The 24,449-nt window shown below is 62.7% G+C and carries 21 protein-coding genes and 1 pseudogene; 8 read left to right on the top strand and 14 right to left on the bottom strand.

Features of this window, described 5'->3' with window-relative positions; translation table 11 throughout:
• Positions 1-192: 192 nt before the first annotated feature.
• The gene (locus CSQ91_RS16175) at positions 193-1,089 is read right to left on the bottom strand and encodes a sulfurtransferase (protein WP_099388946.1); all 897 of its coding nucleotides are present in this window, start codon (positions 1,087-1,089) and stop codon (positions 193-195) included.
• Between the two features lie 213 nt (positions 1,090-1,302).
• Here CSQ91_RS16175 and dnaE point away from each other — a divergent pair, with 213 nt between their 5' ends.
• The gene (gene dnaE / locus CSQ91_RS16170; protein ID WP_099388945.1) at positions 1,303-4,842 is read left to right on the top strand and encodes a DNA polymerase III subunit alpha; all 3,540 of its coding nucleotides are present in this window, start codon (positions 1,303-1,305) and stop codon (positions 4,840-4,842) included.
• A gap of 63 nt (positions 4,843-4,905) precedes the next feature.
• Here dnaE and CSQ91_RS16165 read toward each other — a convergent pair whose 3' ends face one another.
• The 4 genes from CSQ91_RS16165 to CSQ91_RS16150 form a co-directional block, all read right to left on the bottom strand.
• Positions 4,906-5,136 carry a DUF6139 family protein gene (locus tag CSQ91_RS16165; protein WP_034786466.1) on the bottom strand — a complete coding sequence of 77 codons (231 nt, stop codon included), beginning with the start codon at positions 5,134-5,136 and terminating at the stop codon, positions 4,906-4,908.
• Between the two features lie 122 nt (positions 5,137-5,258).
• A complete protein-coding gene (locus tag CSQ91_RS16160; protein WP_099388944.1) occupies positions 5,259-6,257 on the bottom strand; it encodes a VirK/YbjX family protein in 999 nt (332 codons plus the stop codon).
• Positions 6,258-6,303: 46 nt separating this feature from the next.
• The gene (locus CSQ91_RS16155) at positions 6,304-6,858 is read right to left on the bottom strand and encodes a universal stress protein (protein ID WP_099388943.1); all 555 of its coding nucleotides are present in this window, start codon (positions 6,856-6,858) and stop codon (positions 6,304-6,306) included.
• A gap of 88 nt (positions 6,859-6,946) precedes the next feature.
• Positions 6,947-7,768, bottom strand: coding sequence for a MipA/OmpV family protein (locus tag CSQ91_RS16150; RefSeq protein ID WP_070254282.1), 822 nt, complete (start codon positions 7,766-7,768; stop codon positions 6,947-6,949).
• Between the two features lie 157 nt (positions 7,769-7,925).
• Here CSQ91_RS16150 and CSQ91_RS16145 point away from each other — a divergent pair, with 157 nt between their 5' ends.
• From CSQ91_RS16145 to CSQ91_RS16130, 4 genes are all read left to right on the top strand, one after another.
• Positions 7,926-8,612, top strand: a complete 687-nt coding sequence (locus CSQ91_RS16145) for a response regulator (protein ID WP_070254281.1) — start codon at positions 7,926-7,928, stop codon at positions 8,610-8,612.
• Positions 8,609-9,991 (top strand): ATP-binding protein, encoded by a 1,383-nt coding sequence (locus CSQ91_RS16140; protein ID WP_099388942.1) that lies wholly within the window; start codon positions 8,609-8,611, stop codon positions 9,989-9,991. The genes CSQ91_RS16145 and CSQ91_RS16140 overlap by 4 nt, the downstream gene beginning before the upstream one ends.
• 125 nt (positions 9,992-10,116) lie before the next feature.
• Entirely contained in the window at positions 10,117-11,712 is a 1,596-nt protein-coding gene (locus CSQ91_RS16135) for an ATP-binding protein (RefSeq protein WP_099388941.1), read from the top strand.
• A complete protein-coding gene (locus CSQ91_RS16130) occupies positions 11,699-12,310 on the top strand; it encodes a response regulator transcription factor (protein ID WP_099388940.1) in 612 nt (203 codons plus the stop codon). Before CSQ91_RS16135 ends, CSQ91_RS16130 begins: the two co-directional genes overlap by 14 nt.
• A gap of 15 nt (positions 12,311-12,325) precedes the next feature.
• Here the strand turns inward: CSQ91_RS16130 and CSQ91_RS16125 are convergent, their stop codons facing one another.
• From CSQ91_RS16125 to CSQ91_RS16110, 4 genes and pseudogenes are all read right to left on the bottom strand, one after another.
• Positions 12,326-13,426: a glycosyltransferase family 9 protein gene (locus CSQ91_RS16125; RefSeq protein WP_070254278.1), complete on the bottom strand. Its 1,101-nt coding sequence runs from the start codon at positions 13,424-13,426 to the stop codon at positions 12,326-12,328.
• A gap of 35 nt (positions 13,427-13,461) precedes the next feature.
• Positions 13,462-15,195 (bottom strand): lipid A export permease/ATP-binding protein MsbA, encoded by a 1,734-nt coding sequence (gene msbA / locus CSQ91_RS16120; protein ID WP_099388939.1) that lies wholly within the window; start codon positions 15,193-15,195, stop codon positions 13,462-13,464.
• Positions 15,196-15,240: 45 nt separating this feature from the next.
• The gene (locus CSQ91_RS16115) at positions 15,241-16,452 is read right to left on the bottom strand and encodes an O-antigen ligase family protein (RefSeq protein ID WP_099388938.1); all 1,212 of its coding nucleotides are present in this window, start codon (positions 16,450-16,452) and stop codon (positions 15,241-15,243) included.
• Positions 16,453-16,704: 252 nt separating this feature from the next.
• A pseudogene (locus CSQ91_RS16110) lies at positions 16,705-17,943 on the bottom strand (malic enzyme-like NAD(P)-binding protein); the annotation flags it as partial.
• 206 nt (positions 17,944-18,149) lie between these two features.
• Here CSQ91_RS16110 and CSQ91_RS16105 point away from each other — a divergent pair.
• The 3 genes from CSQ91_RS16105 (at position 18,150) to CSQ91_RS16095 (ending at position 20,385) form a co-directional block, all read left to right on the top strand.
• Positions 18,150-19,175 carry a LacI family DNA-binding transcriptional regulator gene (locus CSQ91_RS16105; RefSeq protein ID WP_034786474.1) on the top strand — a complete coding sequence of 342 codons (1,026 nt, stop codon included), beginning with the start codon at positions 18,150-18,152 and terminating at the stop codon, positions 19,173-19,175.
• Between the two features lie 126 nt (positions 19,176-19,301).
• Positions 19,302-19,781: a hypothetical protein gene (locus CSQ91_RS16100; protein ID WP_180278446.1), complete on the top strand. Its 480-nt coding sequence runs from the start codon at positions 19,302-19,304 to the stop codon at positions 19,779-19,781.
• A gap of 64 nt (positions 19,782-19,845) precedes the next feature.
• Entirely contained in the window at positions 19,846-20,385 is a 540-nt protein-coding gene (locus CSQ91_RS16095; protein ID WP_257217374.1) for a hypothetical protein, read from the top strand.
• On the opposite strand, the gene CSQ91_RS16090 is transcribed toward CSQ91_RS16095, so the two are convergent.
• The 5 genes from CSQ91_RS16090 to rlmH form a co-directional block, all read right to left on the bottom strand.
• Entirely contained in the window at positions 20,361-20,987 is a 627-nt protein-coding gene (locus CSQ91_RS16090) for a LysE family translocator (protein ID WP_099388936.1), read from the bottom strand. The genes CSQ91_RS16095 and CSQ91_RS16090 overlap by 25 nt on opposite strands.
• Before the next feature lie 73 nt (positions 20,988-21,060).
• Complete coding sequence (locus tag CSQ91_RS16085) at positions 21,061-21,837, bottom strand: AraC family transcriptional regulator (RefSeq protein WP_099388935.1); 777 nt, start codon at positions 21,835-21,837, stop codon at positions 21,061-21,063.
• 2 nt (positions 21,838-21,839) lie between these two features.
• The gene (gene rng / locus CSQ91_RS16080; protein WP_034747098.1) at positions 21,840-23,303 is read right to left on the bottom strand and encodes a ribonuclease G; all 1,464 of its coding nucleotides are present in this window, start codon (positions 23,301-23,303) and stop codon (positions 21,840-21,842) included.
• A gap of 43 nt (positions 23,304-23,346) precedes the next feature.
• Positions 23,347-23,967: a Maf family protein gene (locus tag CSQ91_RS16075; protein WP_099388934.1), complete on the bottom strand. Its 621-nt coding sequence runs from the start codon at positions 23,965-23,967 to the stop codon at positions 23,347-23,349.
• An 8-nt stretch (positions 23,968-23,975) separates the two neighbouring features.
• The gene (gene rlmH / locus CSQ91_RS16070) at positions 23,976-24,446 is read right to left on the bottom strand and encodes a 23S rRNA (pseudouridine(1915)-N(3))-methyltransferase RlmH (protein WP_034747108.1); all 471 of its coding nucleotides are present in this window, start codon (positions 24,444-24,446) and stop codon (positions 23,976-23,978) included.
• Positions 24,447-24,449: the final 3 nt, after the last annotated feature.

Raw genomic sequence — 24,449 nt, 5'->3', positions numbered from 1 at the left:
AGCAATTGAGCAAATTCTTAAGCCGTAGTGTTCGCCATTTTGCTCGGCATAATTGTAATCATTTGTAAGGCATATTCAGGAATTTTGCCTTTTTTGCATTGTTTTCTGCAGGCGTATGTGAACTCCGGCCAAAAAATACTGGCCGGTACGAAAATGCCCGTGTCAGTGCTGACGTACCGGCACTTAATGTTGTTAGGCGGCGTGCTTGCCGTAACAATGCGGGCAAGACACCTCATACACGTATTCCGGCGCCAGCTGCTGGCGCGGCGTGACGACGGCGCGGCAGACGAAACACTGCACCGTTTCCGTCGGTTCCAGTTTCGGGTTCAGCGCCGTGCGGTAGTCGAAGACGAAGCAGTCGCCAGTGTAGTGCTCGCCGCCCACTTCCTCGAAATATTTCAGGATGCCGCCGTCGAGCTGGTACACGCTGTCGTAGCCGATTTCCTTCATGTGGATGGCGGCCTTTTCGCAGCGGATGCCGCCCGTGCAGAAGGTGACGACGGTCTTGCCTTCCAGTTCATCCTTGTGGGCGGCCGCCACGGCCGGGAATTCCGTAAACTTGTCGATGCGGTAATCAAGCGTGTTGTTGAACGTGCCCACGTCCACTTCAAAGGCGTTGCGCGTTTCCATCATGACCACGGGTTTGCCCGCATCGTCGACGCCGGCGTCGAGCCAGCGCTTGAGCGTCTGCGCATCGACGGACGGGGCGCGGCCCAGTTCCGGCTTGATCAGCGGCATGCGCATGGTGATGATTTCTTTTTTCAGCTTGACCAGCATGCGCTTGTGCGATTGCTCGTTCGACAAGCTTTCCTTCCATTCCAGATCGGCCAGACGTTCGTCACTGCGGACCCAGGCGAGGAAGGCATCGATATGCTCGCGCGTGCCCGACAGGAACATATTGATGCCTTCCGGCGTCAGCAGGATCGTGCCCTTCAGTTCCAGCGCCAGGCATTGCTCCTGATACAAGGGACGCATGGCTTCCGTATCGGCTAGCGTGATGAATTTATACGCGGCGATATTGACAAACGAGGCGGCCAGCGGGCTGACGGCGGCGGAAACGGCGGGTGTGGCAGGGGTGATGGCTTGCATGATGGCGATCGGGTTAGACTGAACAGCCGATATTATAAGCCCGACAGGCCAGGCAGGATACCCGGCCAGCCACGTTTTGCCCTGCCGGCGGGCTGTGCACGGCAGGAATTTCTTGCCCGCAACCGAGGGCCGCACCGCCGGTCCGGGGCCGCGACGCGGTAGAATAGACCCCATTGAATTTTGCACGAAACGGTACACAGGATGGAAATGGTAATGCAAGAGGCCGGCGCTCCGGCAGGTTCACAGCAAGCGATGCAGCCCGGTCCTGCCTTCGTCCACTTGCGCGTGCACTCGGAGTACTCGATCGTCGATGGCCTGGTGCGCATCGACGACGTGGTCAAGGCGGCGGCGAAGGACAAGCAGGTGGCGCTGGCCGTCACCGACCTGTCGAACCTGTTTGGCATGGTCAAGTTCTACAAGGAGGCGCGCGGCAAGGGCATCAAGCCCATCGTCGGCGTCGACGTGTGGATCACGAATGACGACAACCGCGAGAAGCCATCGCGGCTGCTGCTGCTGGCGAAGAACCGCATGGGCTATCTGCAGCTGTGCGAACTGCTGTCGACGGCCTGGCTGACGAACCAGTACAAGGGCCGCGCCGAACTGCGCATCGAGTGGCTGCAGGCGCTGGCGACGAATACCTACGACCTGTACCCGGGCGAAAGCGCGGCGAATGGCTTGATCGTGCTGTCGGGCGCGCACTTTGGCGATGTCGGCACGGCCATCGAGAATGGCAACCTGGCCCTGGCCGAGCGCAATGCGCAGCGCTGGGCCGAGATTTTCCCCGGCCATTTCTATATCGAAATCCAGCGCGGCGGCCAGGCCAACCAGGAGGCGCAGGTGCGCCATGCGGTGGCCCTGGCGGCCAAGCTGGGTTTGCCCGTGGTGGCCACCCATCCCGTGCAATTCATTTCCCCTGAAGAATTTATTGCCCACGAAGCCCGCACCTGTATCGCCGAAGGCGAAATGCTGGCCAACGCCAAGCGCGTGAAACGTTTCAATGACAGCCAGCGTTTCCTGTCGCAGGCCGACATGGCGGAACTGTTCGCCGACCTGCCGGCCGCGCTGGCCAATTCCGTGGAAATCGCCAAGCGCTGCAACCTGACCCTGACCCTGGGCAAGCCGCAATTGCCGAACTTCCCCACGCCGGACGGCATGACGATCGACCAGTTCCTCGTCGCCGAGTCGCAGGCCGGCCTGGAAAAACGCTTATTGCAGCTGTATCCGGACCCCGAGCGCCGTGAAAAGGAGCGCCCGCGCTACGAGTCGCGCTTGAAATTCGAGACGGACACGATTTGCAACATGAAATTCCCCGGCTACTTCCTGATCGTGGCCGAGTTTATCCAGTGGGCCAAGGAAAACGGCGTGCCCGTCGGCCCGGGCCGCGGTTCGGGGGCGGGTTCGCTGGTGGCGTATTCGCTGCTGATTACCGACCTCGATCCATTGCAGTACAACCTGCTGTTCGAGCGCTTCCTGAATCCCGAACGCGTCTCGATGCCCGACTTCGATATTGACTTTTGCCAGGAAGGGCGCGACCGCGTCATCCAGCACGTCAAGGATTTGTACGGCAAGGAGGCGGTCTCGCAGATCGCCACCTTCGGTACCATGGCGGCCAAGGGCGCGATCCGCGACGTGGGCCGGGTGATGGACTTCGGCTACAACTTCTGCGACGGCATCTCCAAGCTGATCCCGTTCAAGCCGGGCAAGCCCGTGTCGATCGCCGACGCCATCGAAGAGGAACCGCTGCTCAAGGAGCGCCTGGAAAACGAGGAAGAGGTCAAGCAACTGCTGGACCTGGCGCAGCAAGTCGAAGGCATCACGCGCAATATCGGCATGCACGCGGGGGGCGTGCTGATCGCCCCGGGCAAGCTGACGGATTTCTGCCCGCTGTACACGCAGGGCGGCGATTCGGGCGTCGTATCGCAGTACGACAAGGATGACGTGGAAGCCGTTGGCCTCGTGAAGTTCGACTTTTTGGGTCTGACGACCCTCACCATCCTCGACCGCGCCGTGCGCTATATCAAGCAGCTCGATCCGGCGCAGGCGAACTTCGACCTGGCGACCTTGCCGCTGAACGACAAGCCGTCGTACGACTTGTTGACCAAGGCCAAGACCGTGGCCGTGTTCCAGCTGGAGTCGCGCGGCATGCAGGGCATGCTGAAAGACGCCCGTCCCGACCGTTTCGAAGACATTATCGCGCTGGTGGCGCTGTACCGTCCGGGCCCGATGGACCTGATTCCCGACTTCTGCAAGCGCAAGCATGGCGAACGCTTCGATTATCCCGATCCGCGCACGGAATCGATTCTGTCCGAAACCTACGGCATCATGGTGTATCAGGAGCAGGTGATGCAGATGGCGCAGATCGTCGGCGGCTACTCGCTGGGCGGCGCCGACATGCTGCGCCGCGCCATGGGTAAAAAGAAGGCCGAAGAGATGGCCGAGCACCGCGAGATCTTCCGCGCCGGTGCCGCGAAAGATGGCTTGACGGCGGAAAAGGCCGACGAGATCTTCGACTTGATGGAAAAGTTCGCCGGCTACGGTTTCAACAAATCGCACGCCGCCGCCTATGCCTTGCTGTCATACCACACGGCCTACCTGAAAGCGCACCATACGGCCGCCTTCATGGCCGCCAACTTGTCGCTGGCCATGGACGACACGGACAAGATCAAGATCCTGGTGGAAGACTCGCTGGAAATCTGCAAGCTGACCTTGTTGCCGCCGGATATCAACGAATCGGACTACCGCTTCACGCCAAGCGGCGCGGCGCCGTCCGTGAGCGGCAAGAAAGTCACGCAGATCCGCTATGGCCTGGGCGCCGTGAAAGGTTCCGGCCAGAACGCCATCGAAGCCATCATCGCCGCGCGCGAGGCGGGCGGGCCATTCACGAGCCTGTTCGATTTCTGCAAGCGCGTGGACAAGAAGCAGATCAACCGCCGCACCATCGAGTCCCTGATCCGCAGCGGCGCCTTCGACTGCCTGAAGGTCGACCGCGCCATCCTGCTCGCGTCCGTGGCGTTCGCCATGGAGTGCGCCGACCAGGCCGCCAAGGCGGCAAACCAGGTGAGCCTGTTCGGCGGCGACGACAGCGACATGGTGGCGCCGCCCGAGTACGTCAAGGTGCCCGTGTGGACGGACAAACAGCGATTGACGGAAGAGAAGATCGCGCTGGGCTTCTACCTGTCGGGCCACCTGTTCGATTCGTATGCGCCCGAAGCGCGCCGCTTTGCGCGCACGAAATTGTCGGAACTGTCGCCGTCGCGCGAACCGCGCATGATGGCGGGCGTCATCACGGGCTTGCGCACGCAGATGACGCAGCGCGGCAAGATCCTCATCGTCACCCTGGACGACAAGAGCGGCACGGTGGAAGTGACGGTGTACGGCGAATTGTTCGACTCAAACAGGAAAATCTTCAAGGAAGATGAATTCCTGGCCGTCGTGGGCAAGGTGTCGGAAGACCGTTTTTCGGGCGGCTTGCGCATCACCGCCGAGAGCGCCTTCGACATCATCGCCGCGCGGGTGCAGTATGGCCGCCAGCTGGGCTTGACTCTGCCCACGACGCTGGACATGAAACGCATCAGCGACGTGATCACGCCGCACCGGGCTGCGGACGGACTGCCGATCGCAGCCAAGGTCAGCCCGCAGGGCGTCAGTTGCGTGCTGCAGTTTGGTGACGAGTGGAAAGTGGCGCCATCGGATGAGTTGCAGATGGCGCTGGAGCAAATGCTGGGTGCGCAAGAAGTGGCGGTCGAATACTGACCGGCACCGCCCGGCGCATACAACAAAGCCAAACCGCGGACACGCTGGTTTGGCTTTTTTCGTTTACATGTCTTTCAGGCCCGTGATCGCATAGCCCTTGGCGGCGATCTGCTGGTGCGGCTGTTCGATATGGTAGTTGGGCAAGGCCTGGGCATCGTCGGCCACTTCGCTGGCGCGTACTTCCAGCTGCCAGTCGGTATTGGTAACTTCTTCCGGAATGAGCTTTCCTTCCGGCACGGCGAGATAGGAAAAAATGCCGTCGTGCTCGGCCCGGCGGTAGATGTCTACGCGCATGACTTGCCTCCTAGTAAGCGTTGGGGGAACCGGCGCACCACATGTGCATACCGATAGCGCTAGCGTAACAGGATTGTGCCGTGCACGGGTTGAAGCGTGTGCCGCAGGAGGAGGGGCGGTGCTCAGGCGGCGGCGGAAGCGTAGTCTTCGTCGTCCATATCTGCCGCTTGCCGTGCCTCGGTGACGGCTGCCGCAGTGCCTGCCGTGGTGACCTGCAGCGGGCTGCGATGGGCGTCGAGGCCGCTACGTAGGCTGCCGATCATGGCCAGCGTCAGTTCGTGGCGTTTGCGTGCTTCCGAGCGTTTTTTTGACGGAATGTCTTCCAGTGCAGGCAGGGGCAGATTTTCGCATGGCAGCTCAAAATCGCCATCCTTGCGTGCCTGGGCGCCAAGTTCTTGCCAAAGGGCATTGTAGTCGGCGAACAAACGGCCCTTTTTGGCGGAATGGTGGACGGCGCGGTTGGCGTTACCTACAAGTACCATGTTGCGGCAGCCATGTTCATGTCCCAGCTGGCGCACCAGGCGCACCATCAGGGCCTTGGGGCGCATGCCATGCAGGTCGCGCGTGGCCTCGCGCACGCGGCGCAAGCCTTCCGCACCGCGCGGACCCTGGATGCAACCGATGCCCACGCTCATGCTGGCGCGCGCGCGGGAACCGAAGAAGGTAAAGGCGACCGAGTAGATCACGTCATCGCCATGTGCCAGTTGCAATACCATCTCGCCTTCGCGGTCCATCGGTTGTAGCGAACACAGCTGCAGGTGGTAGGGCGCGCCCGATTTTCCCGGTACGGTACCCAGGCGCACGGGCGCGCGCGCCGCCTGCGTCATCAGCTTGCCCCAGCCTTGTTGCAGGATGAAATGATAGTGCTCGACCAGCAAGGCGACGCGCTGGCGGCACGACAGGTTCGTGCTCAGGTAGTGGCGGTACACCTTGTGCATCATGCGTGGATAGGCTTGCAGCAAGTCCTGGAACACGGGATGGGAATTGAGCAGCTGCAGCCAGATGCGCGTCTGCCGGCGCTGCAGCTGTGCCCGCAATTGCAGCTTGAGCAGCTCGCGCACGCGTGACATGCCTGGCGGCATATTGCTCAGGCCTGCGTGCAGGGTAATGGCTTGTGTCATCAAAGGGTTCCATGTGTATGTGGATGGGCCTGGCGCCGGCGGCGCTTCAGGCAGGCGGCGGTCCGCTCATGCCGTCGGTATCGGCCAGCAAGACCGTGGCGCTGCGCGTGGCGCGCGCCAGCCTGCGTGCCAGCGCTCCGGCAAAGCGGCGCTGCCAGGGACTGTGCCGCAGGGCCGGCAGGACGATTTCGTGGCAGCCGAGCAGTTCAGCCGTATCGAGGATCGTAAACAGCAGCTCGCCGGCGACAATATGCGTGCTGAAGGTGAGCTGCGAACGGCTCAGATACAGTCCCGCCTCGTGCATCATCTGCTGCGTGGCCGGGTCCAGCGCATGGCATGCGCCGGCGCTGTGCCGGGGCAAGCCATCGGCCTGGCGCGGTGGCGCCGCTGTCACGTGCAGCAGGCTGACGCTGACCTGGATGCCCCATTCCTGCAAGCGCCTGGCGTAGCGCGCGCCGTAGATGATGTCGCTGGCGCGCTTGACGGGCAAGAGCAGCAGCAAGGTATCCTGGCCCGGCTTGCCGCCCGCGCCCGCGGCGCTGTCTGGGGCGCGGTGACGTTGCGGCGCAAGGCGCGATGCATGCATGGAAGGGATGGCCATAGTCGGAAAACCGTCTCATGTTATCTATGCCACCCCCCTGTGTAAATTGGCGAAACAGCGTACGGGTTTCCCTTATGCCGTCCCGGTCTTAATAGCGGTAGGTGACATACACGGCGCCGATCGGCGATGTCTTGCGCTGCACGATGGGGCTCTTGGCCGCGTCGCCCAGGCGGCTCTCGACGCCGACCAAGGTATTGATGCCCCAGCGCGCATCGAAGCGGTGCTCCCAGTTGATGGTGGCCTGTGCTTCATAGAAACCGCCCTTGGGCGTGTATTGCTTGAACGAGGTATTCGCCGCCTGGGTGGCCGTCACGCCATACATGGTCTGCACGTACTTGCGCTCGCCCCAGCCGAGCTGGCCGCTGATGTTCACGCTGTCTTGCTGCACGCCCTTGGCATCGGCCCGGCCGTAGATCTGGCCTGTCGCGCCGAAATGCACGTTGGCGCCGTTTTCGCGGTTCGACAGGGGAATGTCGCTCGACACGCTCAACGACAGGCCCGGCAAGGGCGAATAGCCCGCGCTGAGCAGGGCGCTGGCGTTGCCCTTGACTTCGCCCATGCCCTTCAGATAATCGCTGCCGCCCCAGCCGTTGGCACCATTGCGCTTGTGGTCTTCGCGATTGCCGCGGTAGCCCAGCGCGGCGCTGTAGCTGAAGGGGCCTGCCTGGCCGCCATAACCGATGCCGCGCGAAGTGCTGAAGAACAAGCCATTGGCCATGGCGTAGTCGAGGATGATCAGCGGCGAGGCCGACAGCTTGTCAGCGCCGGAATAGCTGGACACGGCAGCGACGCCGCCGCCGATGGTGAAGACATTTTCCGCCGCCGGTTCGGCCGCCGCGGCGGCCAGGGGATTCAAGCTCAGGCCGCAGGCCAGTGCCAGCGAGGTCAACAAGGTTGTAGATGCGTGCATGGAGTTTTCCGTCAGGTGGAGAACCGAGTCCGGAGTGGCTCGATTGACAGCCGACAGTATTCATCCTTGCCATGAAGGAAAAATGAGCCTTTTATTAAGATTGGATGAAGAACGCTTCTTTACCCATTCTTCAGCTTGCGGTGGTTTAATACTCCCCATGAAGATACTGCTGATTGAAGACGATATGGACCTGGGCAATGGCGTGCGGATTGCCCTGCGTGACCAGGGCATGCAAGTGGTCTGGGTGCGCAGCCTGGAGGATGCGGCGCGCAGCATCGAGCACGACAGTTGCGAACTGGTGCTGCTGGACCTGGGCTTGCCCGATGGCGATGGCCTCGATTTGCTGGCCCGGCTGCGCGCGGCGCGCCTGCCGGTGCTGATCCTCAGCGCCCGCGATACGCTGGAACAGCGCTTGCGTGGCCTGGACGGTGGCGCCGATGACTACCTGGTGAAGCCGTTCGTGCTGGCCGAGCTGCTGTCGCGCGTGCGCGCCCTGGCACGCCGCAGCTATGGCTTCGATGGCGACACCATCGAATTGCGCGGCTTGCTGCTGCAAGTGCCCACGCGCAGGGTCAGCGTACATGGCCGGCCCGTGGAGCTCACGGCCAGTGAATATGCCCTGCTGAAGACCTTGCTGATGCGTGCCAACCGGGTCATCACGCGCCGCGTGCTGGAAGAGCACATCCTGCCCGGCGGGCTGGCCAATGCCAGCAATACCCTGGATGTGCATATGGGCAACCTGCGCCGCAAGATAGGCGAGGGTTATATCCGTACCGTGCGCGGCGTTGGCTATGTCATCGACCAGCAGGGCGAGACATCCCCCCCGCCGGGTGCTGGCGCATGATGGGGCGTTTCTGGGCCATGCTGCGCCGGCCTACCCTGGTGCGCCGCCTGATGATGGCGCAAATGCTGATGCTGACAGTACTGTGGAGCCTGGCCGTGGCGTATGTGCTGTTCGAGGGGACGAGCGAAGCGAGCACGGTGAGCCGCGGCGTCTTGCACGCCATTATCAGCGTGGCCGATAACCTGGCCGAGCAGCCGCAGCGCCAGGAGCAAAGCTTGCGCGCGATCGACGAAGCCTTGCGCGAGGAATTTGAAATGGGCCAGGTACCTGAGCTGGCGCCGCGCATCCTGGTCTGGCGCGAAGGCAAACTGGTCTACAAGTCCCCCGCGGCGCCCAGCGGCATCCGCAGCGCCGGCCCCGAGCAGATGGAAGTGGTGTACATCAAGGGCCAGGCCTGGCGCAGCCGCAGCCTGATCGAAGGGACAACCCGCGTGACTGTGCTGGAAGTGGGGGGCGCCTGGCAATTTTTCGTCACGATCAATTCACGTGGCTACTACCTGCTGCCGTTGCTGATCAGCTTGCCGTTCCTGCTGGTGCCGGCCTGGCTGTCGATCCGCCTTGCCATGCGCCCGTGGCGCAAGGTGGCGCAGGAGGTGGCGGCGCGCGGGCCGCAGGATTTGCGTCCGCTGGCGTTCAAGCCGCCGCATGGCGAACTGGCGGCGCTGGTCGACAATATCAATGCCCTGCTGCAGCGGGTCGATGCCAGTGCCTCGCGCGAACGCAGCTTCATCGCCGATGCCACGCATGAGCTGCGCACGCCGCTGGCGGCCATGCGCGTGAATGTCGAGGCTCTGCAGGGGCAGGCGCATGATGCACGCCAGCAAGAGCTGTTGGACGGTATCTTGAACAGCGGCAACCGGGCCGCGCGCCTGGTGGGCCAGCTGCTGCAGCTGACGCGCAGTGAAGTGCAGGCGGGCGGGGGCGAGTTGCCGCGGCGGCAGGCGCTCGATACCTTGCTGCAAGACCGGCTGGCGGCCCTGTCCGGCCTGGCCCAGGCGGGCGATATCGAACTCGAGTTGCAAGCCAGCGTTTCGCTCAACGTGGCCGGACAGCGCGAGAGCCTGGTCTCGCTGATCGACAATCTGGTGGAAAACGCCATCAAGTACAGCCCGCGCGGCAGCAGCGTGACGGTGTCGCTGCACGCGGAGCGGGGCCAGGCCGTGCTGCATGTGGCCGATCAGGGGCCGGGCATCGCGCCGGCCCTGTATGAACGCGTGTTCGACCGCTTTTTCCGCGCGCCGCAGCAGGTGCAGCCAGGCAGCGGCCTGGGCTTGTCCATCGTCGCTTCCGTCGTGCGCCAGCACGGCGGCACGATTCAGTTGCACAGAGGTAATGGCGGCCTGGGTTTGCTGGTGGAAGTGCGCTTGCCGTTGGCCTAAGCCTGACGCCGCCTGCGTGCCTTGCGATATTGCATGAAAATTATTTCATGTGCTTATAACGCAAGTTGGCATGGCGTGGCGCACGCTTGCGATGCATAATGCGGGACAGTTAAAAAAACACCGTTATGCGCCTATTTCTGTCCCGCTACCTGCCGTATCCCGCCTTTGTCGGCTTGTATCTGCTGTTTGACTGGGCCACGTATATTGACCCGATGTACGGGCTGAACATCACCCCCTGGAATCCCGATCCCGCGCTGGGCCTGGTATTTTGGCTGATCCACGGCCGCAAGGCGGCGCTGCCGTGGTTTATCGCCCTGGTGGCAGGCGAGGTACTGGTGCGCGGCATGCCGGCAGGCTTGCCCCTGACCTTGCTCTGTTCGGCGTGGCTGGTGCTCGGCTATGGCAGTATGGGCGCAGTCTTGCGCCGCAGTTTCAGCAGCAGCGACATCTTCGACAACCGGCGCCGCCTGAGCGCCTGGGTCGCCATCGTGCTGTTTGGCACCGTGCTCAATGCGCTCGGCTATATTTCCCTGCTGTCGCTGACGGGACGCATCCCGGCCGGCGAATGGGGGACGGCAGTCTGGCGTTTCGGCATCGGCGACATGGTCGGCATGCTGGTGTCGATGCCGCTGATCTGGGTGCTGTTCAGCGAACGGGGGCGCGAGCGTCTGCATGCCGCCGTCTGGCGCTGGGAAACCCTGGCGTATCTGGCACTCGCCAGTTTTGTGCTGTGGAGCCTCTTCGGTTCCATCGTGCGTTCCGAATACAAGCATTTCTACTTCCTGTTTCTCCCCGTGATCTGGGCCGCCTCGCGCCAGGGATTGCATGGCGCCGTGCTGGCCGTGTTTGTATTGCAACTGTGCATCATCACCCTGGTGAAATGGACGCATGCGGTCGATATCCAGTTTTATGAATTGCAACTGCTCGATGCCGTGCTGGCGCTGGTGGGATTTTTTATCGGCATCGTCGTCGATGAGATGCGCCAAGTGGCCGACGAACTGAAACACACGATGCGCCTGGCGGCCGCAGGAGAGATGGCGGCCGCGCTCGCGCATGAGCTGAACCAGCCGCTGACGGCCTTGTCGACCTATGGCAAGGCGTGCGAATACTTGCTGGAGCGGGGCGAAGCGGGCGCCTTGCTGCAGGGCGCGGTGGGACACATGATCGTGGAATCGGGACGCGCCGCGGACGTGGTGCGCCGCCTGCGCGACTTTTTCCGCACGGGCGCGATGCAGCTCGAAGCGGTGGAGGCGAGCGCCTTGATCGAGGGCATGGCGCGCCAGTTCACGCCGCTGTTCCATGAACATGGCATCGAACTGGTGCTGGTGCCGCCGTCGCCGCTGGCCGTCAACGCCGACCGCCTGCAGATCGAGCTGGTGTTGCGTAATTTATTGGCCAATGCGCAGGATGCGGTGATGGGTCAGCCGCGGGGACGGCGCCGCATCACGGTCTCGGCCGAGCGGCTCGAAGGCGGGCGGCTGCGCCTGTCCGTGGAAGATAGCGGCCCCGGCATTTCCAATAGCCTGGCGGCGCGCCTGTTCGAACCGTTTGTCTCGAGCAAGGCCAGCGGCCTGGGTCTGGGGCTGGTGCTCAGCCGCAGCATCGTCGAAGCGCATGGCGGCCAGCTATGGGCCGAAGTGGGCAAGCATGGCATTTTTCGTTTTGTCCTGCCCCTGGCGCGCGCCAGTGAGGCTGCTACAGGAGAGTATGGTGACAAGTAATTTGACGGTGTTTATCGTCGACGACGATCCCGCCGTGCGCGATGCGCTGGGTTTGCTGCTGGGCATACGCGGCTACCGCACGGCCCTGTTTTCCTGCGGAGAGGATTTCCTGCGCAGCTGGCGTCCCGAGTGGGCTGGCTGCCTGCTGGTCGATATCCGCATGTCGGGCATGGATGGCCTGAGCCTGCAGCGCCGCTTGCTGGAGCTCAAATGCATGCTGCCCGTCATCATTATCACGGGACACGGCGACGTCGCCCTGGCACGCCAGGCCTTCAAGGCGCAGGCCAGCGACTTCCTGGAAAAACCGTTTGATCACGACAAGTTGCTGGCAGCCATCGATGAAGCGTTTTCGCGCGAGGCGCATGCGCGCGGCCAATTGCTGCGCCAGGTGGAGGGGCAAGCCTTGCTGCGCGCCTTGACGCCGCGCGAGCGGGAAGTGATGCATCTGGTGGTGACAGGCCAGCACAACCGCGATATCGCCCCGGCACTGGGCATTTCCGTGCGCACGGTGGAAGTGCACAAGGCGCGCCTGATGGACAAGCTGGGCGTCGACAATGTGGCCGACCTGGTGCGCATCAGCATGCTGGGCACCGGTTAGCCACTGCAGTGTTGTCTAGGCGATGGTCTGCAATACCTGGTCGACCGAGATCGCCTTGACCCAGTCGCTGCGCCGCGCCACCGTGATGACGGTGCTGTTGGCGCTGTCGAACGGCGCCCACTCCGGATTCTTCTTGCGCATCAATGCCACCACCGGCACATGCACGGCGTTCGCCAGGTGCATGATCGATGTTTCCACCGAAATGATCAGGTCGCATTGCGCCAGCATGGCGGGCAGCTGGAAAAAGTTGTCGACAGCGCTGAAGGCTTGCGTGCGCGGCAAGCCACGCGCCTGCACGACCGCATCGACCTTGGCCAGTTCCTGCGGCATGGCATTGATCAGGAAGCAGGCATTTTTCCACTTCGGCATCGCTTGCATGCGCGCGATCAGCTCGGCGATGCGTTCCAGCGGCCAGCCGCGCTTGTGCGACTTGGCAAACGGGTTCAGGAGTACGAGCGGACCCTGGCGTGGGGCAAAGCCCCAGGTGGCCAGTTGCGCCTGCGCCTGCTGCAGCGCCTGCTCGGGAATGTGCACGAAGGGATAGCGTTCGGCCACGGGAATGTCGATTCCCGTCAATTGATGGAACCAGTCCGCATACACGCTGCTGATATGGTGCTCGCCGGCATCCTGTCCCGCATACGAGGCCAGCACGGCATCGATCTTGCGATAGGCCAGGTAATGCCAGGGACGCAGTGGGCTGAACGGCTTGCGCGTGCCGATCACCAGCCCGTTCGGGCTGATCGCGCGGGCAAGATCCGCGTATTGCTGTGGCCGTACGTGGGCCAGTGACACGACGACAGGATAGTGTTCCGCCTTGGCTTCGCGCAGTGACTCTTCGTAGAGCGCAGGGCTGTAGGTCTTGCGGTAAACCTTGGCGAACAGGCCCGACTGCTCTACCCAGTCATACAGCGAATAGGTGCGCAGGCTTTCCCATTGTTTCGCGTCGGACGTGCGGCGCACTTCGTCGACCCACAGGTGGATCTGAATATGGGGATAGGCCGCGGCGAAGGCGCGGAAGCCGTTTTGCAGGTAGGTAAAGTCTCCCAGCGCCAGATGGGCGATGAAAAGAATTTTGTCCGACTTTTGTAGAAGTTCGGCGGGAATCAAAGGCGTCATGTATCAGTACGATTTCAGGTATTCATTCGATGGTGTCAAGCCACTTGCTGGGAAAATTGCAGGCGATGCAGATTGGCATAGGCGCCGTTGGCATCCAATAATTGCTGGTGACTGCCGGTTTCCATTATTTTCCCATGTGACAATACCACGATACGGTCCGCACGTTCAATTGTTGATAGCCGATGCGCAATAACGAGGGTGGTTTTACCTTGCATCAGATGTTCCAGCGCCGCTTGCACGGCCCGTTCCGCTTCCGTATCCAGTGCCGAGGTCGCTTCATCAAGGATCAGGATGGGCGCATCCTTGTAGATCGCGCGGGCGATGGCCACGCGCTGGCGCTGGCCGCCGGACAGGCGCGAGCCGTTGTCGCCCAAGCGCGTTTCCAGGCCGTCGGGCAAGCCGTCGATGACGTCCGACAGGAAGGCCGCGGCCGCGGCCGCTTCGATGCGCTGCCGGTCCGGCGTTGCATCGCCATACGCGATATTGGCGGCCAGGGTATCGTCGAACAATACGACCTGCTGGCTGACCATGGCGATCTGGCTGCGCAGGCTGGTCAGGGCGATGGCATCGATATTCTGCCCATCGAGCAAGATCTCGCCACTGCTGGCCGAGTAAAAGCCGGGCAGCAGGCTGACCAGGGTTGATTTGCCGCCGCCGGACATGCCGACAAAGGCGATCGTTTGTCCTGGCGCGATGCTCAGGTCGATGTGCCGCAGCGCCGGTTCCTGATGTCCGGGATAGGCAAAGCTCACGTCCCTGAACTCGATGCGGCCTTTGCTGCGCCCGGCGAGCGGCTTGCCGCCCGTGCGTTCCGGCGTCTTGTCGATCAGCTGGAAGACTTCCTCGGCGGCGGCCATGCCGCGCTGCAGGGGGCCGTTGACTTCGGCCAGTTGCTTCAAGGGCGTCAGCAGCATCAGCATGGCCGTGATGAAGGACACAAACCCGCCGACCGTGATCTGCCCCTGCTCCGACTGGAACAGGGCCATCACGATGACCAGGGCCACGGCGGCGGCCGTGATCACCTGCGTGATGGGGACTGTGGCGGAAAAAGTGGTGGTCATGCGCATGCTGTAGCGGCGCAATTGCTCGGCACGCTCTTCGAAGCGCGACTTTTCGTAGTCCTGGCCGCCGAAGATCTTGATCACTTGCTGGGCGCGCGTGGTTTCCTCGATGACCTGGGTCAGCTCCGCGTTGACGGCCAGGGAGTCGCGGTTGAGTTTTTTCAGGCGCTTGCCCGTGGTGCGCACGACGATGGTCAGCAGGGGCAGCAGCACCAGGGTCACCAGCGTCAGCACCCAGTTCAGGTACAGCAGCCACGCCAGCAGGCCCAGCACGGTCAGCGAGGAGCGCACGATCGACGTAAACACTTTGGTCACCATCTCGATGATCTGCTGCACTTCGAACATGATGGAGTTGATGACTTTGCCCACCGTGTGGGTGTTGTAGAAGTCGATGGGCAAGTTGAGCATGCTGGCAAACATCCTGCGCCGCAACTCGTTGAGGATGCGCGTGGAGACATAGCTCATCAGGTAGCTGCTGGCAAACGTCGACGCGCCGCGCATGGCAAAGATGCCGATGACGATCAGCGGCACGAGCCAGAAGGAAAAATTCACCTTGCCGCCAAAGCCATTGTCGAGCAGCAGCTTGAGCGCATATGGCAGCAGCGGTTCCGTGGCCGCAGTGACGACCATCGCCAGCAAGGCCAGGGCCAGGTGTTTTTTGTAGGGCGCGTGCAGTGCGGTGAGGCGCTTCAGGTCGGGCGTGAGCATCGGTATGGTTCCTTGCAGGGGACAGCAAAACGGTCAGGCGGAAGCTCAGGCAATGCGTTCTTGCTGACGCAGCATGGCCCACAGTATCACCATCGGGAAGACCAGCATGATGATGCCGATATTCAGGGTGAGCGAGCTCGTCGTCAGGCCGAAAATCATATAGCAAGTGCATAGCACCACGCCGGCCAGCGCATAGGGCTGGGCGCTTGCGGGACCGCGGTACGATGTGCGAGCAAACAGTGCCAAGGGCAGCAGGAGCAGCGCCAACAGTGCCAGCAAGCCAGTGATGCCGCGCTTGACCAGCACATCGAGGTAGTCGCTATGGGCATTCGTGTAGTCGCTGACGAGTTTGCTAATTTTCCCTTCCGCCAGCATTACTTTTTTCTGTTGCAAATAGCCGGTACGACCCATACCCAGCCATAGATGCTCTTTTACGAGTTCTGTTGCGGTATCCCACATCACCAAGCGCTGGCCAACTGAGGTGCTGACATCTCCGTCATTTTTGTATTTTTGCAGTTCGGAGATGACTGTGGCCACACGCTGCTGTACCGGCGAATGCGGCATAGCGTAGGCCAGGCTCAGGAGGACGAACAGCAGCGTCATGGTGACGGCCAGATGGCGGCGTCCATGGTTTTTGGCGTGATGTAGGGCCATGATAATGAGGCAGACGGGCAAGGCCAGCCAGCCTCCGCGGCTTCCACTGATGACCGAACCGACGATGCCGGCCAGGCATCCTGCCAGCAACAGGCCACTCCAGGCATAACGGTGCGTTTGCGTGCGCGCCCAGTCGAATCCGCAGAGCGTCAGCATGCCCAGCAGCATGCTGACATTGCCATAATGAATGGGGTTGCTGGTGGCAGCTTGCGGACGAATCAGACTGTCAGGGACAAATTCCGTCAATGCATACGCTGCACCGGCGATAGCGCCGAGGGACAATCCGGCCCACCAGAACGTCGGCCGTGGTGGATATGCCAACAGCAACAGCAGCACCGGGACCGCCAGCAGGGCGCGTAGGGGCATGTCGAATTCGCGCGGAGGATCACCGTGGTACAGCATATTGGCTGTGAAGATCAGGAAATACGTCAGTAGGACACTGATCAATAGGTAGTCCTGGCGCTGCAGGGCTAGGCTGGGACGCTTCCACAGCAGGGAACCGCTTGCCAGTAGAAGAACCAGCGCGCCGAGAGAATATCCGCTGTTGACCGCCAACGCCAATGCCGAAAAGAGAAAAACACAAACAGAGGTCAGGCCGAGCATGAATATCCTTGGTAACGCACGACGTCGCCATTATGGCAACTGTAGCAACATAAAGTAGGCGTCATTGTAATCGAAGGTGGCAGCAAAAACGGCACCCGGGAATTTACTCTTCGATAACTATATAGGCGGTCTCAAGGGGGAAATGAAAAAAACCATGGTTTTCAGCCATGGTTTTTTTGTAAGCAATGGTAACTTGCTGTTATTTTGCCAAGGCAGGATTGCCTGCCATGCGTATCAGGCGACTGCTGGCACGCGGGTGGCGACGCCGGTGGCGATGGCCGCTTGCGACACGGCAGGCGCGACCCAGCTGCGCAGACGCTCGTCGAACGGCGACGGTATCAGTTGCAGCGGCGTCAGGGCGCTGCTTTCGTGACCCGGCAGCGGCTCCTTGGCCAGCGCGGCGATGGCGCGCACGCAGGCCAGCTTCATTTCTTCATTGATGGTGGTGGCGCCCACGTCGAGCGCGCCACGGAAGATGTACGGGAAGCACAGCACATTGTTGATCTGGTTCGGGTAATCCGAGCGGCCCGTGGCGACGATGGCGTCGTCGCGCACGGCGTGCACTTTCTCCGGCGCGATTTCCGGATGCGGATTGGCCAGGGCGAAGATCAGCGGCTTGGCGGCCATCGATTCGACCATCTGCGCGCTGACCACGCCGCCCTTCGAGACACCGATGAAGATGTCGGCGCCGACCATGGCGTCAGCCAGGTCGCGGTCGCTCGTGTCGTTCGCGTAGCGCGCCTTGTTCTCTTCCATGCTGGCATCGCGGCCCGGGTAGATCACGCCCTGGCTGTCGCACACTTTCAGCAGCGACTTGTTCAGGCCCAGCGAGACGAGCAAGTCCAGGCAGGCGATCGACGCGGCGCCAGCGCCCGAGACGGCCACTTTGACGTTGCCGATGTCCTTGCCGACCAGTTCCAGGCCGTTCAGGATGCCGGCCGCGACGATGATGGCCGTGCCGTGCTGGTCGTCGTGGAAGACGGGAATATTCATGCGCTTGCGCAATTGCTGTTCGATGTAGAAGCAGTCGGGCGCCTTGATATCTTCCAGGTTGATGCCGCCAAAGGTCGGCTCCATGCGCACCACGGTGTCGATGAACAGGTCGGGATCGTTCTCCGCCAGTTCGATGTCGAACACATCGACGTCGGCGAACTGCTTGAACAGGCAAGCCTTGCCTTCCATCACCGGTTTGCTGGCCAGCGGACCGATATCGCCCAGGCCCAGCACGGCCGTGCCATTGGTGATCACGGCCACCAGGTTGCTGCGCGACGTATAGATGCCGGCCGTGCGCGGATCTTCCACGATGGCTTCGCAGGCAAAGGCCACGCCCGGCGAGTACGCCAGGGTCAGGGCGCGGGCGTCGCCCAGCGGTTTGGTTGGCGTGACGGAAATCTTGCCTGCGCGGGGTTCCGCATGATAGGCGAGGGCGGCTTCTTTCAGGTTGAAGGTTTCGCCGTTCTGTTCGGCGTGCTTGCTGTGCGAAGTAGACATAGGAATTCTGTGAGGGGCAACCAGGCCCGAGTGGTAAGTCCGAGTCATGGTATGCAAGCGTTTGCACGCTGTCAAGGCTGGATTGTACTAAAGCCGGCCAAAACCGCTTTGGGCAACGGCATTATTTCAATGCAAGCGTTTGCTCGGTTTTTGACGGCGGGGGCATTTTTTGCGATAAAATCACCGTATTGCGATCCGGGAAGCCCATGACAAACAAGAACCCCACCTTAAGCGACGTCGCGCGGGCCAGCGGCGTGCACTTTTCCACCGTCTCGCGCGTGATGAACCCGGCAACGCGGCAAATGGTCAGCGCCGAGGTGGCCGCGCGCGTGCTGGCCGAAGCGGGCCGGCTCGGCTACCGGCCGAACCGCGCCGCCTCCACCCTCGTCACCCGCAAGTCGCGCATCATCGGCGTGGTCTTGCCCGACATTACCAACGCTGTCTTTCCACCGATCCTGCTGGGCATCGAGGAAGGCTTGCGCAAGCATGGCTACCTGGCCATCGTCGCCAACGTGGGTGCTGACGAGGAAGAGCAGCTGTTCGTCATCAACCGCCTGCTGGGACAGCAGGTCGACGGCCTGATTTTGGCTACCGCACGGCGTGACGATCCTGTCATCAAGATGTGCATCGACCAGAATGTGCCCGTCGTTACCGTCAACCGCAGCGACGAGACGGGCGTCGCTTCCTGCGTCGTCAGCGACGACGTGGTCGGCATGCGTCTGGCGGTGGAACACTTGCTGGCGCTGGGCCACCGCCATATCGCGCACATCGCCGGCCCGGAAAACCTGTCCACGGGCCACGTGCGCCGCCTCGGTTTCCTGGCCGCCATCCAGGCCAGCGAACTCGATCGCTCGCAAGCGTTCGTGTTTGAAAGCAGCGGCTATTCGCGCGAATGCGGCAAGGCGGCCCTGCTGGAACTGCTGCGCCAGTCGCCACGGACGACGGCCGTGGTGACGGGCAGCGACCTGGTGGCCCTCGGCTGCTACGACGCCATCCGCGAACTGGGTTTGAGTTGCCCCGAAGATATTTCCGTGGTGGGCCACAACGACATGCCCTACATGGACATGATCCGTCCGCCCCTGACCACCATCCGCATCCGTCACCACGGCATCGGCACGGAAGCGGCCCGGCTGATCCTGCAAACCATCGCTTCGCCCGATTCCCCGGTGCTCGACGTGCGCCTGAAACCCGAACTGGTGGTGCGCGAATCGACGGCGGCGCCGCGCGCCTGAGTCTGCCGCTTGTTGCCCTTCTTTTGCTGGAGTATGTTTAAATCTTGATATTGATAATGATCAAGATAACCCCATGCAGACGACATATAGGCGACAACGGCGGCATGCACGGCAGGGAGGCCACTGATGCCGAAGAATTTCGGCATGCCTGGCAACGCCTGGCGCTATGCACTGGGCAGTGACTATGGTTATTGCTCGCCCTTGCTTGACGGCATAGAGTTTGAAAACGAGTGGGTGACGATACGCGAATCGGCGATCCGCATCCGCGCCGGCTATGCCTGGGATGGCTGTTCGCCCTGTATCAGCGTGCTCGGCCTATTTTATGTGGGCACGCCCGATGGCGCGCAGCACCTGGGCTTGCCGGCGACGTATCATGCCAGCCTCGTGCATGACGTGCTGTGCCAGTGGCGCGCCGACATTCCCGTCACCCGCGCGCAGTCGATCGCCATTTTCCAGCAGTTGCTCAGGGAGGTACGCTTCCCCCTGGCGGGGCTGTATGCGGGCGCCGTCTTCCTGTTCGGGCCACGGCGCGACTTCATGCGGCCTGGCGCGCGCGCCGCAGTGGCCGCCCCGCGCCCGTCAGGCGCAACATTAAAGCGGCGCTGAAGCCGCCGCCGACGCGCCATGGTGTTAAACTGGCGGCCCTCAACGTATTTTGCCCTCCATCGCCATGACCAAAACCAACACGCCCTCCCCGAAACGCCGCGAAGAGGGCGTCGCCAAGCTGACCGTCAATCCCTTCCTCGATGCCGAGTTTTACGCGCGCATGCGCGATTACACGGAACGCGATGCGGCCATCATCAAGGAATTGAAAGCGATCGCCGAGATCCGCGCCGGCAACAAGCAGCCCGATCCCCGCCTGGCGCCGTCGCTGCAAGCACTGCGCGATACCGTCAAGAAAGGTCTGACGTTTGGCGAGATGCTCGAGCGCATGGCGGCCGGCAAGGAAAAAGGCTTGTGGGAACCGTGGATGACGACCTTCGGCATTGAAATCCGCGCCGTCAACTACGGCGCCGGCCCGCGCAACGCCTGCCTGGTGCTGGACCTGGCGGCGAATGCCCCCGCGCACGCCATGTTCGCCAAGGTCGGCATCCAGAACTGGCGCAGCCTGGCCGCCGACGATTGCTCCGTCGTGCGCTCGGAAAAAGCGACGGAAACCACGCCCTTGAAAGTGTTTGCCGTGTTTTACCTGGATCCGCTGCCGGCCTGATCCGCTAGCAGCACCACCGCCAGCACGATCAGCATCACGCCCGACAGCCGTTCCAGCGACGGCAGCGCGCGCGCAAAGCGCTGCCGCAGGGCGCTGCTGCCGATGGCCAGCGCCACCGCCATATCCCACGCCAGCACGGCAAAGACCATCCACGCGCCATATGCGACCATCGCAGCGGTGTCTGTCTGCCTGGAGGCCAGCACGGTGGCCAGGCTGACGTAGAACAGCGCATTTTTCGGATTCAGGATGGCGGAGGCAAACCCCATCACGACACCGCCGCGCCAGCGCGCCTTGCCGGTGGCGGGCTTGGCATCCAGGCGGCTCTTGCCCGCATGGCGCAAGAACAGCCAGCCCAGGTACAGCAGATAGGCGCATCCCGCCAGCCGCACCACCATGAATGCCGTACTGCCCGCCCGCAGCACCGACAGTCCTCCAAATGCCGCCACGATAAACACCGCATTGGCCACGGTAATGCCCATGCACGTGCCGGCGGCGGCGCGCCAGCCGTGGGCCAGCGAGGTGCGCGCGATCAGGAAGAAATCGGGCCCGGGCGACAGCAGGGAAAGAAAGTGGGCGGCGGCGATCAATAAAAAGTCCTGCATGGCTTGCGCTCCGTAACGATAGGGAGGCGAGTATGCAATGCTGCTGCCGGCGCGTATTGAAGAAAATTGCAGGCTAGCGGTAGCGCCCGGGCGTGATGCCCGCATGCGCCTTGAAGACGCGCTGCAGGTGGCTCTGGTCGGCAAAGCCCAGCTCATGCGCCAGCTGCGCCAGCGCCGTCCCTTCCTGCAAGCGGCTGCGCGCGCGGTTGACGTGCATATTTAGCTGGTAGGCATGCGGCGTCAGGCCCGTGGCGGCGCGAAAGGCGCGGATCAATTGATAGGGGCTCAGGCCAGCCGCCTCCGCCAGTTGCCGCAGGCTGGCCGAGGGCTGCGCCTGCAGCGTCGCGAGCACGGGCGCCAACTGCTGGGGCAGCGGCTTGCGTTCCGACGGCAGCACGTCTGCGCTGGCGCTGGCGCAGGCGCCAAGGAACGCCAGCAGCACCGCATTTTTCTCCGCCGCGCCGGCCGTTGAAAACAGCAGCGCATTCATGCCGCAAAACTGCGCATACAGCAGCGGGCAGTGCAACACCGCTGCCGTGTCGCCATCGAGCGCCGGCGCGTGTACTTGCAGCCACCGCGCATCGAGATGCAGCATCTGGTAGCTCCACGGGGCGTCAGGCAGGGGATTGCAGGCGTGCACGCAGCCGGCCGGCACCAGCACCAGGCTGCCATTGCCGAGGGCGACCTTGCCGTCTTTGCTGCCCGTAAAGATGCTGCCGCCTGCGTCGACGGCGCCGATGGAAAACGTGGGATGGCTGTGCGGCTTGTAGCACGCCCTGCTGTGGCAGGCGCGCCGGCTCTCCACGTGGGGGAGAGACGGGTCGCGCCAGAAGGCGGTGGTGCCCGGCATGACTACATCAGGATCACGTCGTACTGCTCCTGGTGGTAGGCATTCTCCACCTGCAGCGAGATTTTCTTGCCGATGAAATCACCGAGCATGGCCAGGTGCTGCGATTCTTCTTCGAGGAACAGATCGACCACTTCCTGCGAGGCGAGGATGCGGAATTCGCGCGGGTTGAACTGTTTCGCCTCGCGCAGCAGTTCGCGCAGGATTTCATAGCAGATCGTGCGCGAGGTCTTTACTTGTCCCTTGCCGGCGCAGGCGGGGCACGGTTCGCACAGGATGTGGGCCAGCGATTCGCGCGTGCGCTTGCGCGTCATTTCCACCAGGCCCAGCGGCGAGAAATTGCTCACCGAAACCTTGGTGCGGTCGCGCGACAGCGTGCGTTTCAGTTCGGCCAGCACGGCGTTGCGGTGCTCGGCATTGTCCATGTCGATGAAGTCGAGGATGATGATGCCGCCCAGGTTGCGCAGGCGCAGCTGGCGCGCGATGGCGTGCGCCGCTTCCAGGTTGGTCTTGAAAATCGTGTCGGCGAAATTGCGCCCGCCGACAAAGCCGCCCGTGTTGACGTCGATGGTGGTCATCGCTTCCGTCTGGTCGACGATCAGGTAGCCGCCCGATTTCAGGTCGACCCGGCGGCCCAGCGCGCGCAGGATCTCTTCTTCCACGCCATACAGGTCGAACAGCGGGCGCTCGCCCGTGTAGTGCTGCAAGCGCGTCAGTTCGCTGGGCGTGTAGATTTCCGCGAATTCGCGCAATTTCACGTAGTTCTCGCGCGAATCGACCTGGATGGTGGCCGTTTCATCGCCGACGAAGTCGCGCAGCACGCGCTGCGCCAGGCTCAAGTCCTGGTGCAGCAGGCTGGTGGCGGGACGCGTGCGCGCGCCGTGCGTGATTGTGCTCCAGGTCTTGCGCAGGTAGTCGACGTCCGCCTTCAAGTCAGCGTCGGAAGCGTCCTCGGCCATGGTGCGCACGATGTAGCCGCCTTTTTCATCGGGCGGCAGCAGGCTTTGCAGGCGCACGCGCAACTGCTCGCGCTCCGCTTCCTTTTCGATTTTCTGCGAGATGCCGATGTGCTTGTCCTGGGGCAGGTACACCAGCATGCGTCCGGCGATGGAAATCTGCGTCGACAGGCGCGCGCCCTTGGTGCCGATCGGGTCCTTGATCACCTGCACCGTCAGCACCTGGCCGTCGAAGAGGATTTTTTCGATGGGCGCCGGTGTCGCGTTCTGGCCGTCGTGGCCGCGCGCTTCCCAGATGTCGGCCACGTGCAGGAAGGCGGCGCGCTCCAGGCCGATGTCGATGAAGGCCGACTGCATGCCCGGCAACACCCGTACCACTTTGCCGGAATACACATTGCCGGCCAGGCCGCGCGTGAGCGTGCGCTCGATGTGCAATTCCTGCACGGCGCCCTGCAGGATGAGGGCGACGCGCGTTTCTTGCGGCGTGATATTGATCAGGATGTCTTCGTTCATGGAGGCGGGGAAGTGGAGGCGACGAATGACATCATACCCGGGATCAGGGCAGGGGCAAACCTGCTTCACGCAGCAATTGCGCCGTCTCGTACAGGGGCAGGCCCATGATGCCGGAATGGCTGCCTTCGATATGCTCGACGAACAGGGCGGCGCTGCCCTGGATGCCGTAGCCGCCGGCCTTGTCGTAGGGCTCGGGCGTGGCGCAGTAGGCGGCGATGGAGGCCGGCGAGAGCACGCCGAAGCGCACTTGCGACACCTGCGTGCGCTGCTCGGCGAAATCCTTGTAGTGCACGGCGATCGAGGTGAGCACCTCGTGCGTGCGGCCCGACAGCTGCTGCAGCATCGCCACGGCCTCAAGGCGGTCGGCCGGCTTGCCGAGGATGACGCCGTCGATGGTGACGGTGGTGTCGGCTGCCAGCACGGGGCGCGGGGTCAGGTGGCGGCGGCGCACCAGGTCCCAGGCGAAGGCGGCTTTTTCATTCGACACGCGGGCGACATAGTCGAGCGCCGATTCGCCGGGCAGGACTTCCTCGGTGACGTCGGCGCCGCGCGGGCCGTCGCTGCGCAGCAGCAGCAATTCGAAATCGATGCCGATCTGGCGCAGCAGTTCGCGCCGTCGCGGGCTTTTGGAGGCAAGGTAGATCTTGTGATCAGCCGTTTTCATGGGGGAGTTCAGACGCGGTGGTAGGGGTGGTTTTGCGTGATCGACCAGGCACGATACAGCTGCTCGGCGAGGATCACGCGCACCACGCCGTGCGGCAGGGTCATGCTGGAAATGCGCAGCATGCCTTCGGCACGTGCCTTGAGTTGCGGATCGAGGCCGTCGGCGCCGCCGATCAGGAAGGCGGTGTCGCGGCCATCCTGCTGCCACGCCATCAACTGCTGCGACAGGCCGACACTGGTCAGGTCCTTGCCGCGTTCGTCGAGCGCGATGATGCGTACGCCCTTGGGCAGGACGGCTTCGATGCGTTCGCGTTCCAGCGCCATCGCCGTGGCGGCGGTCTTGCTGCCGGAACGCTCCACCGGCTTGATTTCTTTCAGCACGATGCGCAATTCCGGCGGCATGCGCTTCGCGTATTCCGCGAAGCCCGTCTCTATCCAGGCCGGCATTTTATGGCCGACCGCAGCGATGATGAGCTGCATCGA

The organism is Janthinobacterium sp. BJB301 (assembly GCF_002735685.1).
Lineage (GTDB): Bacteria > Pseudomonadota > Gammaproteobacteria > Burkholderiales > Burkholderiaceae_D > Janthinobacterium > Janthinobacterium lividum.
Note: the sequence above shows the minus strand (reverse complement) of the source record. Positions and strands in the feature narration are given on the sequence as shown.